At 63.6% G+C, this 16,906-nt stretch carries 15 protein-coding genes and 1 tRNA gene; 9 read left to right on the forward strand and 7 right to left on the reverse strand.

The genetic code is table 11. The annotated features are described in order from the left end of the window. Nucleotides 1-50: 50 nt before the first annotated feature. Nucleotides 51-287 (forward strand): hypothetical protein, encoded by a 237-nt coding sequence (locus LB525_RS24555; protein ID WP_073989633.1) that lies wholly within the window; start codon nucleotides 51-53, stop codon nucleotides 285-287. A 371-nt stretch (nucleotides 288-658) separates the two neighbouring features. Here LB525_RS24555 and LB525_RS24560 read toward each other — a convergent pair whose 3' ends face one another. Then, nucleotides 659-2,890, reverse strand: a complete 2,232-nt coding sequence (locus LB525_RS24560; RefSeq protein ID WP_224530588.1) for a GumC family protein — start codon at nucleotides 2,888-2,890, stop codon at nucleotides 659-661. Nucleotides 2,891-3,153: 263 nt separating this feature from the next. On the opposite strand from LB525_RS24560, the gene LB525_RS24565 reads away from it, so the two are divergent. The 6 genes from LB525_RS24565 (at nucleotide 3,154) to LB525_RS24590 (ending at nucleotide 9,372) form a co-directional block, all read left to right on the forward strand. Beyond that, nucleotides 3,154-3,717 (forward strand): polysaccharide biosynthesis/export family protein, encoded by a 564-nt coding sequence (locus LB525_RS24565; protein WP_095767646.1) that lies wholly within the window; start codon nucleotides 3,154-3,156, stop codon nucleotides 3,715-3,717. 9 nt (nucleotides 3,718-3,726) lie between these two features. Then, nucleotides 3,727-4,857: a glycosyltransferase family 4 protein gene (locus LB525_RS24570; RefSeq protein WP_224530592.1), complete on the forward strand. Its 1,131-nt coding sequence runs from the start codon at nucleotides 3,727-3,729 to the stop codon at nucleotides 4,855-4,857. 96 nt (nucleotides 4,858-4,953) lie between these two features. Then, nucleotides 4,954-6,489 (forward strand): undecaprenyl-phosphate glucose phosphotransferase, encoded by a 1,536-nt coding sequence (locus tag LB525_RS24575; protein ID WP_140842742.1) that lies wholly within the window; start codon nucleotides 4,954-4,956, stop codon nucleotides 6,487-6,489. Continuing rightward, nucleotides 6,486-7,754, forward strand: a complete 1,269-nt coding sequence (locus LB525_RS24580; RefSeq protein ID WP_224548277.1) for an O-antigen ligase family protein — start codon at nucleotides 6,486-6,488, stop codon at nucleotides 7,752-7,754. Before LB525_RS24575 ends, LB525_RS24580 begins: the two co-directional genes overlap by 4 nt. Before the next feature lie 54 nt (nucleotides 7,755-7,808). Then, nucleotides 7,809-7,885: transfer RNA gene (locus LB525_RS24585), tRNA-Pro, on the forward strand. A gap of 416 nt (nucleotides 7,886-8,301) precedes the next feature. After that, nucleotides 8,302-9,372: an acyltransferase family protein gene (locus LB525_RS24590; RefSeq protein ID WP_224548279.1), complete on the forward strand. Its 1,071-nt coding sequence runs from the start codon at nucleotides 8,302-8,304 to the stop codon at nucleotides 9,370-9,372. A 1-nt stretch (nucleotide 9,373) separates the two neighbouring features. Here LB525_RS24590 and LB525_RS24595 read toward each other — a convergent pair whose 3' ends face one another. Then, nucleotides 9,374-10,384, reverse strand: a complete 1,011-nt coding sequence (locus LB525_RS24595; protein WP_224548281.1) for a sugar-binding transcriptional regulator — start codon at nucleotides 10,382-10,384, stop codon at nucleotides 9,374-9,376. A 152-nt stretch (nucleotides 10,385-10,536) separates the two neighbouring features. Here LB525_RS24595 and LB525_RS24600 point away from each other — a divergent pair, with 152 nt between their 5' ends. Continuing rightward, entirely contained in the window at nucleotides 10,537-11,319 is a 783-nt protein-coding gene (locus LB525_RS24600; protein ID WP_224548283.1) for a hypothetical protein, read from the forward strand. A gap of 17 nt (nucleotides 11,320-11,336) precedes the next feature. Here the strand turns inward: LB525_RS24600 and ptsP are convergent, their stop codons facing one another. From ptsP to LB525_RS24625, 5 genes are read right to left on the reverse strand one after another with little or no spacing between them, the layout of a single operon-like run. Continuing rightward, nucleotides 11,337-13,322: a phosphoenolpyruvate--protein phosphotransferase gene (ptsP, locus tag LB525_RS24605; protein WP_224548285.1), complete on the reverse strand. Its 1,986-nt coding sequence runs from the start codon at nucleotides 13,320-13,322 to the stop codon at nucleotides 11,337-11,339. Nucleotides 13,323-13,369: 47 nt separating this feature from the next. Then, nucleotides 13,370-13,750, reverse strand: coding sequence for a PTS glucitol/sorbitol transporter subunit IIA (locus tag LB525_RS24610; protein ID WP_140842734.1), 381 nt, complete (start codon nucleotides 13,748-13,750; stop codon nucleotides 13,370-13,372). A 25-nt stretch (nucleotides 13,751-13,775) separates the two neighbouring features. After that, nucleotides 13,776-14,780, reverse strand: a complete 1,005-nt coding sequence (locus LB525_RS24615; protein ID WP_224548287.1) for a PTS glucitol/sorbitol transporter subunit IIB — start codon at nucleotides 14,778-14,780, stop codon at nucleotides 13,776-13,778. Nucleotides 14,781-14,795: 15 nt separating this feature from the next. Further along, nucleotides 14,796-15,563: a PTS glucitol/sorbitol transporter subunit IIC gene (locus tag LB525_RS24620; protein ID WP_042643976.1), complete on the reverse strand. Its 768-nt coding sequence runs from the start codon at nucleotides 15,561-15,563 to the stop codon at nucleotides 14,796-14,798. Between the two features lie 52 nt (nucleotides 15,564-15,615). Beyond that, nucleotides 15,616-16,053 (reverse strand): transcriptional regulator GutM, encoded by a 438-nt coding sequence (locus LB525_RS24625; protein ID WP_095767894.1) that lies wholly within the window; start codon nucleotides 16,051-16,053, stop codon nucleotides 15,616-15,618. Nucleotides 16,054-16,242: 189 nt separating this feature from the next. Here LB525_RS24625 and LB525_RS24630 point away from each other — a divergent pair, with 189 nt between their 5' ends. After that, nucleotides 16,243-16,884: a hypothetical protein gene (locus tag LB525_RS24630; protein WP_224548288.1), complete on the forward strand. Its 642-nt coding sequence runs from the start codon at nucleotides 16,243-16,245 to the stop codon at nucleotides 16,882-16,884. Nucleotides 16,885-16,906: the final 22 nt, after the last annotated feature.

The following is a 16,906-nucleotide window of genomic DNA, read 5'->3' on the forward strand; positions in this document are numbered from 1 at the left end:
CGGAACCTATCGAGCGCCGGGAGGTTTTCGCACCCAGAAGGAGAATGGCCATGGCTAAGTGCGACCAGTGCGGCAACGACTATGACAAGGCATTTCTTGTGAGCCTGGGCGGGCAAACCTACACGTTCGACAGCTTCGAGTGCGCGGTCCAAAAGCTTGCGCCGACCTGCCCTCACTGCAGGGTGCGGATCATGGGACATGGCGTCGAGCAGGGCGATGTCATCTATTGCTGCGCGCACTGCGCCGGGCAGGAAGGAGCCAACGCTCTGACCGATCGCGCGCCGTGACAATCGCGATTCCGCTGCCCCTTCAGGCCACGCGAGAATGCCTTTCCGAACGCGCCCTTGACCGCGACCCTGCGGCAGGCGTTCAGTTCTGGAGCGGTTGCACCGTTTCACGGAAACGGCGAGCCGCGCTGTCTCTTTGTCTTTGACGCAATTCCAGCCGGAAGGCTGCGGCGGGGGCCGGCCTAGGGTTCACGGTTCCGCTCTCGATCATCCACGCACGAAAAATGCGCAGCGCGAAGCATCAAAACTAGGTGCCTCGCCACCGATGTAAAGTGCAGGAGTCGCCGAGAAATGCCGCGGTTCGCCCTTGTAGCTAAGAATTGCCTCGGGGCTGAGCCGTGTCCCATTCGTCGCGGTGCCGGCCTCCGGTCTTATGCGGCCGACCGGCGTCGGGGCGATGGGTCTCCCGGTTCATGGCCGACCGGTGTGACCAGTGTCAGGTTGGGATAGCCGTTCTCGATCAGCTTGACCGCGGCCTGCGTCACCTGGTCGTCGGCCTCCAGCATGGACAGGAAGACTTCGGTGCCGTCACCGACCAGGCGGCCGATGCCTTGCGCGTCGGCCGGGCCGCATTCGACCACGACGAGATCGTAGGCCGTGGTCAGCGACTGCATGATGATCGGCAGCCGATCGGCGGCGCGCATCGCGCGGACGGGGTCGGCGGTGCCGACCGGAATGACATGCGCATCCGAATAAAGATCGGGGTGGATGACGTCGCTGAACTGCGCTTCGGAAGCGAGCAGATTGGTGATGCCCGGGAACAGGCTCGAGTCCAGCATCGGCCGCGACGCCGCGCCCGATGCTGTGAGGTCAAGCAGCAGCACGCGCAGGCCGGCGTCGGATACTTCACGCGCCACGAGCACGGCGGAGGCGGCCGCCTCGTCGCCTTCCGGCGATACGAAGATCGCGCGCGCGGCGCCGGAACCGATCAGCTTCTCGGCAGCCCTGTCGACATCTATCTCGCCGAGCCTGGACGGACCCGGCTTGGGTTCCGGCTCGGGCATTGGTTGCTCTGCCGCAACGGTGTCGGCTTCAAATGTCTCATTCTGCGCGATCGGCGGCTGTCTCTCCGGACGTCGCTCGCTGGCCGTGGACGTCTCATAGGATGCGAAAGAACTGTGGTCGTCCTCGATTTCGGCTACAACCGGCTCGGTGCGCGCAGCGGGCATCGCCACCTGCTCGATATCGGTGAAACGGGCGCCGGCGGCCGGACGCATGGCACGGCCCGAGAACAGCTCGCCAAGCAGCGTGCCGATCGCCATCAGCAGCAGCGAAGCGGCCGCGGCGGCCCCGGTGATCGGCCCGATCTTCGGAAAATAAGGTTGCGACGGCACTTGGGCCTGCGCGATCAGGCTCGCCGCCACAGGCGAGTATCTGCGATCCTTGCGCGAGGCTACCGCATTGTAACTGGCCATATAGGATTCAAGCTGTTGGCGCTGAACGTTCGCGTCGCGCTGCAAGGCATCCAGCTGCACCTGCTGCTCGCCAGCGCGCGCTGACGCGGCCTTCAAGGTGTTGACGTCCGCGATCAGCTGATCCTCGCGGGCCTTCGCCGTCTGAGCCTGAGCCGACAACCCCCGGATGATCTTTTGCGCCTCGTTGCGAATCTGGCCGTCGAGGTCGGCAAGCTGCGACTTCAGCGCCCGGATGCGCGGATGGTTGTCCAGCAGGGTTGTGGAAAGATCGGCGATATTGGCCCGCAGCTCCACTTGGCGCTCGCGCAGGCGCTGGATCAACTCGGAAGACAGGACCTCCGGCACGCTATCCAGCGAACCGCCATTCCGCAGCGCCCGGCGCACGCTCTCGGCACTCGCCTCGGCGGCGGCGCGGCTGGCGCGCACACGCGACAATTCGCTCGACAGCTCAGAGAGCTGCTGAGTCGGAAGCACCGAATTGTTGCCGCCCATCAGCAGGTCGGACTGGGCGCGGAACGCGGCGACCTTGGCCTCGGCATCCCTCACGCGATTCTGCAGATCGGCGATTTCCGGCGCCAGAAAGTTGGTCGCGGCGGCGTTCGATTCGAGCTTGGCGTCACTCTTCGAGGCGATATAGGCCTCGGCAATGCCATTCGCGACCGCTGCGGCAAGCTTGGGATCCTTCGAGGCGAACTCGATCGCGATCGCGCGCGTCTTTTCAACGGCGTAAACATTGAGCTTGTCGTGCATGGCGTTCAGCACACGCTCGTCCGGCGGGATATCGAAGGGATCGCTTTTCAAGCCGACGAGCACAAGCACACGCCCGAGCGACGACATTTTCAGCGTTTCGTCGAACTCCGGCAACTTGTCCAGGTTGAGCTTGGTCGCCACCTGCTTGAGGATGTCGGGCGAGGAAATGATCTGGACCTGGGTGGCCACGCCCTGCTCGTCGAGAATCGGCTTATCGTCGTCGTTGGTGCCCGGTGGCCGCGTGTATTCCGATTCGCGCGAGCCGATCTCCAGCTTGGCTGTCGCCTTATAATAGGGCGTCGCGAGCCAGGCGAAGGCGAAGGCCAGCCCGGTGACCAAAAGCGTGACAAAAACAATGCGCAGCCAGTTCCTCGCCAGGCTGGCGAAGAGCTGTCTCAGATCGACATCGACGTCTGCGGCCGCTGACTGAACGGACATGCATCCTGCTCCGAGCTTTGAGTCGAAGCTGGACCGTAAAGAACTATGGTAACTCACCCGTTAAGATCAGAATGAATGCTTATTAGAGGGCACTCAAAGAAGATTGCTCGAAAGCAATAGAACAATTGGGCTTTTTACCGATCTCCGCTCTCCCGGACCGCGCTCCTTTACCGCCCATTAACCCTAACAGGATGATAACGGTCGCACTTTCCTGGGGTTGTGCCGCGGCTTGCGGCAAGAGCGATGAAGGTTCCTGGCCGGTCATGAAAAGCACTGCTTCCCTCTTTCGCGCTTTGCTTGCCCTGTCGCTGCTCACCGGCTGCTCGAGCTACCGCCCGACACCCGCCGCCTTTCATGAAGTGCTCGATCAGCCCTACCGACTCGGCGCCGGCGACCGCGTCCGTGTCACGGTGTTCGAGCAGGACGGGTTGACCAACACCTACAGCGTCGACCAGTCCGGCTATCTGTCCTTTCCGCTGGTCGGCGCGGTGCCGGCGCGCGGCCACACCGCGCAGCAGTTGGAAAAGGCGATCGCCGACAAGCTGCGCCAAGGCTATCTGCGCGATCCCGACGTTTCGGTCGAAATCGACCGCTACCGGCCGATCTTCGTCATGGGCGAAGTGGGCGCTGCCGGGCAGTATTCCTACGTGCCGGGACTCACCGTGCAAAAGGCGGTCGCCATTGCCGGCGGCTTCACGCCGCGCGCCAATCAGGAGAGCGTCGACATCACCCGCGATATCAACGGCAAGGTGATGACCGGGCGGGTGCTGACATCCGATCCACTCCTGCCCGGCGACACCGTCTACGTCCGCGAACGGCTGTTCTGAAAAACCGTCGTGGCGGTGAACCTCAGGATCGTGCACTGCTTTCGCTCACCTGTCGGAGGAATCTTCCGGCACGTGCGCGACCTGACCGAGGCGCAGGTCGCCGCCGGCCATGCGGTGGGAATCGTCTGCGACTCGACCACCGGCGGCGACTATGAGGAGCGCTTGTTCGAGGCGATGAAGGACAGCCTCGCGCTCGGCATCCATCGCACGCCGATGCAGCGTCATGTCGGGCCGGGCGACCTCGCCTCGGCCTGGCGCACCTATCGAATCATCCAGGAATTGCGGCCGGACGTGCTGCATGGGCACGGCGCCAAGGGTGGCGCCTATGCCCGGCTGTTCGGCTCACTGTTGCGGGTATCAAGGTTTCGCGTTGCCCGCCTCTATTCGCCGCATGGCGGCTCCCTCCACTATGACGAAACGACGGCGATGGGAAAGCTGTTCTTCGGCCTGGAGCGCTTCATGGCGCGCTTCACCGATTGCCTGCTGTTCGTTTCCGACTACGAGCGCAACACCTATCGCCGCAAGGTCGGCGAGCCGCCCATACCCAACACGCTTGTCTATAACGGCCTGCGCGCCACCGAATTCGAACCGGTGACGGCGGCGGCGAATGCCGCCGATTTTCTGTACATCGGCATGATGCGCGACCTGAAGGGCCCGGATATCTTCATCGATGCGCTGGCTATGGCCGGCGACGAGCTCGGACGCCCCTTAAGCGCCGTGATGGTCGGCGACGGCGACGACCTGCCGCGCTACCACGCGCAAGTGGAGCGACTCGGCCTGAAAAGCCACGTCCGATTCCTGCCGCCCATGCCGGCAAGAGATGCTTTCGCGCAGGCCGAGATGATCGTCGTGCCGTCCCGCGCGGAGGCGATGCCCTATATCGTGCTCGAGGCTTTAGCCGGCGGCATGCCGATGATCGCGACCGCGGTCGGCGGCATTCCGGAAATCTTCGGCGAAGGCTCCCCTGCCCTGATCCGCCCCGACGCATCCCAGCTCGCCGCCAAAATGGGGACGGCGCTCAGCGATTTTGACGGCTATCGAAAACTGATGCCGCAAGCCGATGAGCTGAAGGCCCGATTCGGTGCGGATGTCATGGCCGCCGATATCGAGAAGGCCTATTTCGCGGCACTGAACAAATAGGCCGCGGGCCGCAACAACTCCAAAACCACCGGTTGTTTCAAGGCTTTCTTAGCTCTCTTTTGCTATGCAGTTGCGCGAAGCTCGCGGACAGTTCCCATGAATGAGATCGACCCCGCGCACCGCTTTTCCATGGATGCGGTGCGCAACTACGATGCTCCCGCCGATGGCGAAAAGCCTGGCGGCATCAACGATGTGGCGCGCCAGGTCGCTTCGCAATACCGGCGTGATACCATGTCGCCGATCATGGTCAGCGGCGTGCTGCGCATGGTCGAGTTCGCGATGCTGTTCCTGTCTGGGCTCGGCGTCTATTTCTACTATGTCGGCTTCTTCAGCTATCTGGCCTGGCAGTATCCGTTGGCGATCGCGGCTACGTCGTTCCTGGCCGTGGTGCTGCTCGACGTGACCGATTGCTACCAGATTGCGGCGCTGATGCGCCCCCTCGCGAATTTCGGCCGCGTGCTGCTGGTCTGGGCCGGCAGCTTCGCGCTGATGGCGCTCACCGCCTTCGCCATCAAGGCGTCGGAAGACTATTCGCGCCTGTTGTTCGGCACCTGGTTCGTAGCCGGCTTCGCGCTGATCTTCGGCCTGAGACTCGTGATGTCCAGCCTCATCCGGCGCTGGGCGCGCGACGGCCGCATGGAGCGCCGCGCACTCATCGTCGGCGGCGGCAAGGCGGCCGAGCAGCTGATCCGCTCGGTCGAGAAGCAGCCCTACAACGACATCCGCATCTGCGGCATCTTCGACGACCGCAACGACAAGCGCTCGCCGCCGATCGTCGCCGGCTATCCGAAGCTCGGCACCATCTCCGAGCTCATCGAATTCGCCCGCATCGCGCGCATCGACATGCTGATCGTGTCGTTGCCGCTGACCGCCGAATCGCGCGTCTTGCAGCTTCTGAAGAAACTCTGGGTGCTGCCGGTCGATATCCGGCTTTCGGCACATTCCAACGCGCTGCAGTTCCGGCCGCGCGCCTATTCCTATATCGGCTCGGTGCCGATGCTCGATATCTTCGACAAGCCGATCAACGACTGGGATTCGGTCGCCAAGCGCGCCTTCGACATCGTCTTTTCACTCATCGGGATCATCGTCTTCTCGCCGGTGATGCTCGTCACCGCGATCGCCATCAAGCTCGACAGCAAGGGCCCCGTGCTGTTCAAGCAGAAGCGGCACGGCTTCAATAACGAGATCATCGAGGTCTACAAGTTCCGTTCGATGTTCACCGACCGCTCCGATCCGACCGCCAAGCAGACGGTGACCAAGAACGATCCGCGCGTCACCCGCGTCGGCCGCTTCATCCGCAAGACCTCGATCGACGAGCTGCCGCAGTTCTTCAACTCGCTGTTCGGCTCACTGTCGCTGGTCGGGCCGCGCCCGCATGCCATCGCCGCGCAGTCGCACAACCTTCTCTACAACGAGGTGGTGGACGGCTACTTCGCCCGCCACAAGGTCAAGCCCGGCGTCACCGGCTGGGCGCAGATCAACGGATGGCGCGGCGAGATGGACACCAACGAAAAGATCCGCATGCGCACCGAATACGACCTCTATTACATCGAGAACTGGTCGATGCTGTTCGACCTGCGCATCCTGTTCCTGACGCCGATCCGCCTGCTCAACACGGAAAACGCCTATTGAGCGCCATCGCCAGTGAATTGCCGCCGCAGGCGGTTAACGCCAAGCTGATCTCGCTGATCGCATCGGCTGCGATCGGCGTCGGCATCCTGCTTTCCGGCTTCGTCATCAGCGAGCCGGCGCCCTATGAAATCTACATGGCCGGGCTGATCGCGGTCTGGGCGCTGTTCGGCCTTCGAATTTCGCGCGCGATCGTGCCCCTGCTGGTGCTTCTGGTGGCGATGAATATCGGCGGCATGATCGCCATGACGCAGATGGCCGACCTGGCCAACACGCCGCTCTATCTCGCCGTTTCGCTGTTTTTGGCCTTCAGCGCGGTGTTCTTCGCCTCGGTGACCTCGGTCCAGCCGAGCCTCTACCGGCTGATCTTCATCGCCTATGTCTTGTCGGCGGTGGCGACGTCGCTGCTCGGCATCGCCGGTTACTTTCATGCCTTTCCGGGCGCGGAAATGTTCACCAAATACGACCGCGCCGCCGGTGCCTTCCAGGATCCGAACGTGTTCGGGCCGTTCCTGGTGCTGCCGGGCACCTATCTGCTCTATCTGCTCTTGACCGGCCCGGTGTCGCGGATGCCGTTTCTGGCGGTGCCGCTGCTCATCATCACCGCCGGCATTTTCTTCTCGTTCTCGCGCGGCGCCTGGGGCATGTTCGCCGTGTCGGCGGTGCTGCTCACCGCCTGCCTATTCCTGCAGAGCGCCAGTGGCAAGTTCAGGCTTCGCGTGGTGGTGATGACGATCGCGGCCGCGGCGCTGCTGGTCATCGCCCTCATCGTCATCCTGCAGTTGCCTGGCGTGTCGGACATGTTCACGCAGCGCGCGCAGCTTGAGCAGAGCTACGATTCGGCGCGGCTCGGCCGCTTCGCCCGCTATTCGATCGGCTTCCAGCTGGCGATGGAGCACCCGTTCGGCATCGGCCCACTGGTCTTCGGCACGATCTATGGCGAGGACACGCACGACATCTGGCTGAAGGCGCTGATGGATTATGGCTGGCTCGGCTTCGTCTCATTCCTGACGCTGACGCTATGGACGATCGGCGCCGGCTTCCGCATCCTTCTGCGCGACCGGCCGTGGCAGCCCTATCTGCTTTGCGCCTATGTCGCCTATCTCGGCAATATCGGGCTGGGCACCTTCATCGACATCGACCACTGGCGTCATCTCTACCTGCTGATGGGTCTGGTCTGGGGCGCGATCGCGCTGGAGTACCGGCACCAGCGGGAATTGCGGCTGGCGAGGTCTGCATCCCTGCCTGCAATTTCACCTGCGCGATAGGCACCGAATTCGGTTGACCCGCACCGCCTTATCACGATACATCGCCACCCGGTCCGGAGTGTAGCGCAGCCCGGTAGCGCACTTGACTGGGGGTCAAGGGGTCGTCGGTTCGAATCCGGCCACTCCGACCATTTGAAAGAGAACTTCCCCCAAGTTTTTAGGTTGAGCCGAAGGCTTCCGCTCCTTGGGCAACCGTTTGGTCCAAGAACGGCTTCTCGTTGATTTTAGAGTAGTTCCGCGACTTGTCGGCAGAAGCTTGGGGGCTGTCACGCGAGCGGAAGATCTATCTGGCCAGGAGGCCGAAGAACAAGAAGATCGTTGTCCGTCCGCCAGTGGGGCATGCGGTGCGCTTCTTCATCGGCGATGAGAATCGTCGACGCAGTCACGTGCCTGGCGCCGAGCAGCGCCTCGGTTCTCCCCCATGGCGCCGGGCGCTGACACCGGCGTGGAGCGTTAACGGATTTGTTAATGCGGCTCGGCGTATAGGATTCCACGCAGTATCGACAGTTCTGAGCACCGCTTCGCGCTTACAGCAACGGCACTCTGTATGAAACCGAAGCCTTGTTCAGCGGGATCGAGCCTCACACAGCTGACCAGCTTGCGATTTTTCGCCGCTCTCTATGTGCTTGCCTTCCACTCGGCAGACATTGACGGAGCGCCGCCCCCGATCGCCAATTTTGTGCAGAACGGCTATCTGGGCGTCTCGTTCTTCTTCCTGCTGTCCGGCTTCATTCTCACCCATTCCTACTTCGACAAGATGTCTGACTGGTACGAGATCCGACAGTTCGCCTTAGCGAGGTTTTCCAGAATTTATCCAATCTATCTCCTTGCCCTTATTGTGGCTTTGCCGCTGACAAGCATGCCCTTGGATCACCCGCTTGCATCACTGGCGACACTTGGCCTTGTTCAGGCATGGGGCGGACCAACGACAATGCTCGGATTCTTCTGGAATCCTCCGGGTTGGACACTCTCGATCGAGTTCTTTTTCTATCTTGTGTTCCCGTTATTGCTTCCCGTCCTTTCAAGGCTTACGGGCGGAGTCCTGTGGATCAGCCTGGCAGCTTTGGTGCTGATTTTCGTAGTTATGTGTCTGCCGGGTCTCGGACCGACCGGCTACCTTGCGTTCGGCTGGATGAAGCTGGTGCCTCTCCCGCTGCTGAGGCTGCCCGAATTCATGACCGGCATCATTTGCGCTCTGCTGTTTAGGGCCGGCGCGTTCGATCGCTTCCGCAGCGACCTGGCCGCCATTCTGGCCATGGCGTTCACGGTTGCCACGCTTGTCGCGACACGCATGGTGACGACAGGGGGTTTCGCGGCAATCGGCTTTGTCGCGCTGATTGCGACATGCGCCGTGAATGACGGCAAGACCCAACGCGTGCTGTCGTACAAGCCGCTCGTGCTGCTGGGCAATGCAAGCTATCCCCTCTACATCCTGCAAATCCCGGTGCGAAAGTGGATTCCGGTGCTGTTCACCGGAGAATGGGATTCGGTCGGAAGTCTTTTGTACCAGCCTTTGCTGGTCGTTATCTCGGTCGTCGTTTTCATTCTGGTGGAGGAACCTGCCCGCAAGCACCTGCGCTCCTCAATTCCGCAGCGAGCGAGCCCTTCCGTCGCATGATTCAAGCGCCATGCGCCGCGAGCATGCGGCGCGCGCTTTCCTCGTCGGTGATCAGGATGGTCGGCGCAATCAGGTTCATGGCGCCGAGCAGCGCCTCGGTCTTTTCCGCGCCGCCGGAGGTGAGGATGCGGATCGGCGCCTTGCGCAGGCGGTCGACATCCACCGACATCACGTGGCTGTTGACGGGATGGTCGACCAGGTCGCCGTTGCGGTCGTAGAAATGAAACAGAAGGTCGCCGACCGCGCCGCGCGCCAGCAGGGCCTCGCGGTCGGCCTCCTTGAGGAAGCCGCCGCGCGAGAAGGTGGTGGCCGACGCGATGCCACCGACGCTGAGCAGCACGGCATCGAGCGCGTCGGCCATCTCGAAGATTTCTTGCAGGCCGCAGCGCTCGACCAGCGCGATCTTGGTCTCGACGCTGTCGACGACGGCCGGCGTCGGCATCAGATAACCGTCGCCCTGGAAGATCTGGGCAAAGCGCCAGGCGAATTCCGCCGGGTTGACCCGCCGCGCGACACCGACACCGCCAAGCAATGAAATCACGCTGAAATCGGTCAGCGATTTGGCGCTGATGAAGGGCAATGTGTTGAACAACGTCACGCCCCAGCCGACGCCAACCCGCATGCCGGATTTCATCGCATCGGACAGGAACATGCCGGTCTTGGCGGCGATCGCCGGGATCGGATCGGCCTTGGGGTCAGTGAGCGGCGCGACCAGCGCCTGCTGCAGGCCAAAGGTCCGCTCCAGCGCGCGCTCCAGCCGCACGATCTCCAGGAGCTCGCTCTCGATGGTGATCTTCACCTCGTTGCGCGCCCTCGCCTCCGCCAGCATGCGCACGATGGTAACGCGGCCGACGCCCAGCACGTCGGCGATCTCGTTTTGCGTCATCTGTTCGACGAAATACATCCAGGCGGCGCGGATCCTGAGGCGGTCGGTCCGGCTTTCGCTGACGACCTGCTCGGATGCCTCGGCCGCCCTGCCGTTTTCTGGTTCGCCCTGCCGTCGCCTGCCCAAGTTCCCCTCCAACTGCGGCGATGACACCGCCTCGCCGATTCTGCATGCTGGTTAAATATCGCCTATTGATCTACCAAGCGAGACGAACAATCTAGAGAGGGCGGCTGACGCCCAAAGCCGTGACAGGCTTCAGCATTTCGAGGCAATTGGCGATGCTGCGACAAATTTCCGAAGACGTCCGCGCCAACCTGAAGGACCGGCTTCGGGAACTGCGCGACGCAATCCGCCAAAGCCGCCACGACAGCGCCGGCGACCCCGCGCACGATCTCGCCGGCAATTTGCCTCCTTTCCCGGGCCGTAGCCTGCTCGGCCACGCCGCGAGCGCCGTCGACGAGGCGCTGACGATCGCCGAATCCTTCGTTCCGCATTTCCGGCCGCTCAAGGTCGACGGCACGACCGTGAAAAGCCTGCGGGCCTATTTCCCGCATGGCGATGAAGACCGGCAGATCAGCGGCGAGCGTCAGTTCAGGCGTGACATGTATTATCTGACCCGCGCGGTTCTCACCGGCTACGGCATCGACAATCCCCGCGTCCACGAGGCGAGTTTTTCCGCCGTGCATGTCGCGATGCGCAAGCGCCACGCGGATCTCCTGGCCGGCGCGACCGCGGAAACGGCCTCCACGGACCAGGTCGCGGCGGCCTGCGCGGCTCTGCTCGTCGAATGCCTCAACCACCGTCCTGTCCAGCCTGGCGAGATCGGCACAGGCCCGGCGATAGCCAGGGAGCGGTCTCTCGACATCAGGTGCCTCGCGCCCGTGGCGCTTGCCTGCGGACTGGCGACCAGGGCGGACGGAACGCCCGAGCCCGACATTCTCGAGATCGCGGTGCTGGCTGCCGAAGTGCGGGAGGACCGCATCCGGCAGGCCTGTGCCCAGGCCAATGCCGTCCAGGAACTGACACCGGTTCTCGCCACCCTGCTCGCGCATCTAGCGTAACCGTCGCGAATCATCCGCTACCGTTCGGCCGCCATGGCCGCGATGGTCTTCTTGGCGCGCTGGATCGAGGCCGGGCTCATGCTGAGCTCGGTCAGGCCCATCCCGATGAAGGTGGGGATCAGGTCCGGACGGCCGGCGGCCTCGCCGCACATGCCCACCATGATGCCGGCGGCGACGCCTGCCTTCGCCGTCAGCTCGATCGCCGACATCACGGCCGGATTGGTGACGTCGTTGAGCTTGGCCACCGTCGGATTGAGTCGGTCGGCGGCCATGATGTACTGGGTCAGGTCGTTGGTGCCGATCGAAAAGAACGCCACCTCCTTCGCCAACGCGGGCGCGATCAGCACGGCGGCTGGCGTCTCGATCATCACGCCGAGGTCGAAGCTCGCATGCGGCACGCCTTCGGCCTTGAGTTCGTCGGCGCATTCGTCGACCAGCGCGCGCGTGCGCGTGACCTCCGCGATCTCCGAGACCATCGGCAGCATCACCTTGATGTTACCGTGGACGGCGGCGCGCAACAGCGCCCGCAGCTGCTTCTTGAAGATGTCGGGGCGGTCCAGGCACATGCGGATGCCGCGCCAGCCGAGGAACGGGTTTTCCTCGTCGGGGAATTCGATGCCGGCGATCGGCTTGTCGCCGCCGATGTCGAGCGTGCGCACGATGACCGAATGCGGCGCAAACGCCTTGGCCAGTGCGCTGTAGGTTTCGGCCTGCATCTCTTCCGACGGCAGATGCATGTGGCGCATGAAGAGCAGCTCGGTGCGGAATAGGCCGACGCCCATGGCGCCGGCCTCCTGCGCCGCCTCGATCTCTTCCAGCGAGCCGATATTGGCCGCGACCTCGATCACCGTGCCGTCGGCGCGGGTAGGCGTCATGCCTTTGAACACTTTCAGCCCGGCGCGCTCCTGCGCCGCTGCCTCGACACGCCGGGCAAAGTCTTTGCGCGCGGCCTCGTCCGGATCGACGATCACATGTCCGGCACTGCCGTCGATCGCCACCTCCCTGGCGGTGCGCAGTTCGTTGATCTTGTCGCCGAGACCCAACACGGCCGGGATGCCGTGCGAGCGGGCGATGATGGCTATGTGCGAGGTGGCGCCGCCATGGCCGCAGACCACGCCGCCGATGCGCTTCAGCGGCGCGCGCGCCAGATCCCAGGCGCCGATGTCGTCGGCAATGAGGATCGCGCCCTGCGGGATGGTTTCCAGGCTGACTTCGTCCTGGCCGAGCAGCGCCAGGCAGATCTGCCTGCCGACGGCATGGACGTCGTCGGCCCGGGCGTTGAGATAGTGGTCGTCGACCGCGCTGAAATCGGCGGCGATGGTGGCCGCCGCGCCAATGACGGCGGACACCGCGTCATCGCCTTCCTTGATCAGCTTCTCCGCCTCGCCGGTCATGCTTTCGTCGGTGGCAATGTCGCGCAACGCGGCGACGATGCCGCGGTCGCCGGCGGAGAGATTGTTCTCGGCAAGCGTGCGGTCCATGCGCGCCTGGACGCTGGCGACTGCGCCGCGGAAGCGCTCGAGCTCGCCCTCGATCTCATCGGCCTGCAGGCGTCTGCCGGGTCCCGCGATCTCCGGCGGGAAATGGGCAAAGGCCGGCCCGATCGCCACGCCCTCGCTTGCGGCGACGCCTTGAAGTTTCGGGGTTCCATCCACCGCTGCGGCAGAAGGCTGCGCGGCCTCACGAGCGGGCGCCGGGGCTGCGGCTTGCGAGCCCTCATCACCTGCCTCGCCCTCGTCGTCGAGGCCAGCGCGCGGGTTCTCCAGATAGCCGATCAGCGCCTCGATCGCCTCGATCGCGTCGGCGCCGTTGGCGCGCACGGTGACTTCCTGGTTTTCCTTGACAGCCAGGAGCATCAGCTTGACCGAGCTCTTGGCGCTGACCGCCTTTCCGTCCTTGACGAGCTCGACATCGGATTCGAAACCCTTGGCGAGTTTCACGAACCGCGTGGCGGGACGGGCATGCAAACCTTCGTGCACTCTGACGATGGTCGAGCGTTCCATGGCAATACTCTAGGTTTGGGCGCCGTCGACAGACAGCGCGGATATTATCAGGCGGCGATGGTGATGACAGCGCCTGGCGTCAGCGCCGCTACGAGCGCCCCGGTATCGACCGCGGATGCGCAAACCTCGCCCGGCCTTTCGGCCTCGGATGCTCCGTTGAAGGAGATCACGACATGACCCATTTCGCGGACCTTGCTCCAGGCCGTGGAGCCAACCGCCGTTATCGTCGCCGAAACCGGTCCGAGCGTGATCGAGGCGCCTGTCGCCGGCGCATCGTCGCTCGGGCCTTCTTCCGTCCTATGCAGTACGGAAACTTCGGCCAGTTCGGGAGGCGAGCCATCCGCGAAAAGGATGACCACGCCGCCCTCGGCGAGGTCCGCCACTTCGGGTCCTATTGCTGTGACCCGTGTCTTGAGAAGAACCGACATATGGCGAACCTCGTTGTTACGCTTTTTAGAACACGATCAGGGAGACGATCCATGCGATCAGCACGGAAACCGGGCCCATGATCTGGCGGCTGATGAGCACCGCCGGCACGCCGATTTCGATCGTCTTCGGCTTGGCCTCACCGAGCGCCAGACCGACGGGAACGAAGTCGCAGCCCACCTGCGTGTTGTAGGCAAACAGCGCCGGCAGGGCCATTGCTGGCGAGATGGTGCCGTTGGCGATCTGCGGGCCGATGATGGCGACGCCGATGACCTGAGCGATAACGGCGCCCGGTCCCAGGATAGGCGACAGGAACGGCAGGCCGCAGATGGCCGAGATGACCAGCAGGCCGACGATGTTGTTGGCTAAAGGCCCCATCGGCTGCGCCAGCACGTCGCCGATGCCGGTATAGAGGATCAGGCCGATCAGCATGGTCACGAAGGCCATGAAGGGCAGCACGTTGCGGACGACCTGATCGATGGTGCGGCGGCCGGAATTGAAGAAGATGCCGACCACACGGCCCATGACGCGGCCGATCGAGCTGATCAGGCCGATAAGCCCGCCTTCGCTCGGCAGCGGCTCGGCCGCCCTGGCAGTGGTGTTGTTGCTTGAACTCATCGATGCTGCTCCCCCCGCAGTGGTGACCGCCTCGGATCCGTCCGCCATTGTAACGTTGGCCGGCTTCACGCCCGAAACGTAGATGTCTTCCGTGATGAACTGGGCGAGCGGACCCGCCTGGCCGACCGGCGTCAGGTTGACGGTCGGGATACGCTTGCGCGGATAGACGCCGCAGCGGGCCGTGCCGCCGCAGTCGACGACGACGACCGCCATCTCGCTTTCGATCGGCGGCGCCTTGAAGCCGTCGACCGCCTCGGCGCCGGTCATGTCGGCGATCAGCTGCGCCACCGGATGAATGCCGCCACCGGTTACCGACACGACCTTGTTGCGCTGTTCGGTCGGCTCGATCACCAGAGGCCCGCCCCACCCGGTGGAGCCCCTCGAGATCTTTACTGCCTTGTATGTCTTGGCCATGGTGTCCTCCCGCCCTTAGAGCTCGACGCCCTGGCGGCGTGCCATGATGGCCGTGATGCGTTCGGTCAGGATGCCCTTCAGCAGGATGACGACGAGGCCGACGATGGCGTACCAGATGGCCACCTTGACGTGATAGCCGTTGGCGATGACGCCCCGCTTCTCGAGATCGAGCAGCGCGACCAGCATGCCGCCCCAGACGAAATATTCGCCGGGGTTGATATGCGGGAACAGGCCGAGCGGCGGATGCACGTAAGACACTGCCGCGTCGTAGAAGGCAGGCTTGTGCTTTTCTTCTAGGAAGGAGCCGAAAGTGTAGGCCATCGGGTTGGTGAGGAAGAACACCGACAGGACCGGCAGCACGGTGTAGCGGGTCAGCGCGATACGGCCGGCGCCGCGCGCCAGGCCGTGGACGCGCTCCTCGCCGACCAATTCGGTGACGGCGTAGAAGGCGGTCATCAGCACGACCAGCGTCGGGATGATGCCGGTGACGAAGCCGGCGAACACTTCGCCGCCCTTCTGGAAGATGCCGATGAAATATTTGCCGATGGCGGTCAGCCAGCCGAGCTGCTCTTCCTGCTGCACATTCTTCAGCTGTTCCTTGAGCTGATCGGCGGTGACGGGCGCATTGTCGGTCGTCGCCTGCGCCAGGACCACGAGATGGTCGGTGGCATGCTCGACGCCGAGCTTGCCGTGCCAGGCAGCATCCGAGACCATGGTGCCTGCGACATGCAGGTTGTGCACCGCCAGGTCGGCATGCTGCGCCAATAACGAAATTACAGACATTTCTCCTCCTTATGACCCCCGCCGGTCATTCCCAGCCGGCTGCCGGCGTCGCTTAAGCCCTTGCTACGTTCAAACCGGACAGGCCCGGCTTCTTCCCCGGCTCCGACCGCGCGCGGTCGATCTGCTCGATCGCCCGTTTCACGGCCTCGGCCACACCGGGTTCCCCCTCCCCCATGATCGCAGGGTTGGACCGGAGTCGATCGAGGGGGATACCCTCGAATTCTTCATGTCGCTTGAACTTGGTGAGCACCGAACGGCCGCTCATGACCATCATACGGCGCACGATGAGATCGGGCGTCACGACGACGAGCGCGATGGTGCCCTTGGCGAGCCGGCCGCGGAAATTGCCGGCTCCGACAAAGCCGTCCTTGAACTCTCCGGTGACGCCTTTGAAGACGTCCGCATAATGCCGCATCTGCAGCCAGACGCCGAGCGATTGCAGCGCCCAGACGACAAACAGCAGAAGCAGCGCCCACTGCCAGATCGCCATTTCGGTTTCCTCCCGATTCTCTTCCTCCGGCACATATTGGACGGAGGTGAGATGACCCGAAAGTGAGAACATTTGTTTCCTAGAATGTCAACATGTATTATATTAGCCGCCGTAACGCTCCACAGGCGGCTGACCGATTTCGGCAACGGCAGCGCCTGTGCTAGCCTGTCGCCAAACGGGATATGAGACATGGATCTGCCTTTCAGGCACGAACTGGCGCTTATGCCGGACCTTCGTCACCGGCTGCGGCAGCTGCGCTGGTTTCGCGCCACCTTCCGCAGCAGCGCGAAGGTGGTGTCGGAAACCTTCGGCGTTCGTTTCGAGATCGACGAGGCCAAGCTGACACGCGCCTTTCTCGACTGGATCGACGTCATGGAAGCGCAGAAGCGATTCGCAGCTGTCGACCGCGCGGACTTCATCGTGTTCGCCGCCGGGCTGGTGCTGCGCGAGCTGATCCGGCAGGCGCCGGCGCGGGAGATCTCAGGACTCACCGAAATGATCGAGACCGAAGCCAATGCTGGCACGGCGGAAATCGTGCGCTTCTGGCCGGAGGGATTTCTCTATACCAACTACTGCGTGTCGGCGATTCTGGCTGTGCACGAGCAGGAGTTCGGCACGGCGCCCAGCATCGACAAATGCGCCGACGACCTGCGCACCTGGTGGTCCTACCGCGAGAACGCGACGGAAATGCCCGCCTATGCCGTGGCCTTCCTCGACCGCTTCCTCGGCGCCGAGCCCAACTGGATCACACCCGACCGCGCGCAGTCGCGCCAGGCCATGCAGCGCGCGCTTGGATCCACGCCGGTCAGCGAGGCGCTGCGCCAGCTTTGATGGGCAGGAGATGCATCCGCCT

Source organism: Mesorhizobium sp. CA16, assembly GCF_020165175.1.
Classification (GTDB): Bacteria; Pseudomonadota; Alphaproteobacteria; order Rhizobiales; family Rhizobiaceae; genus Mesorhizobium.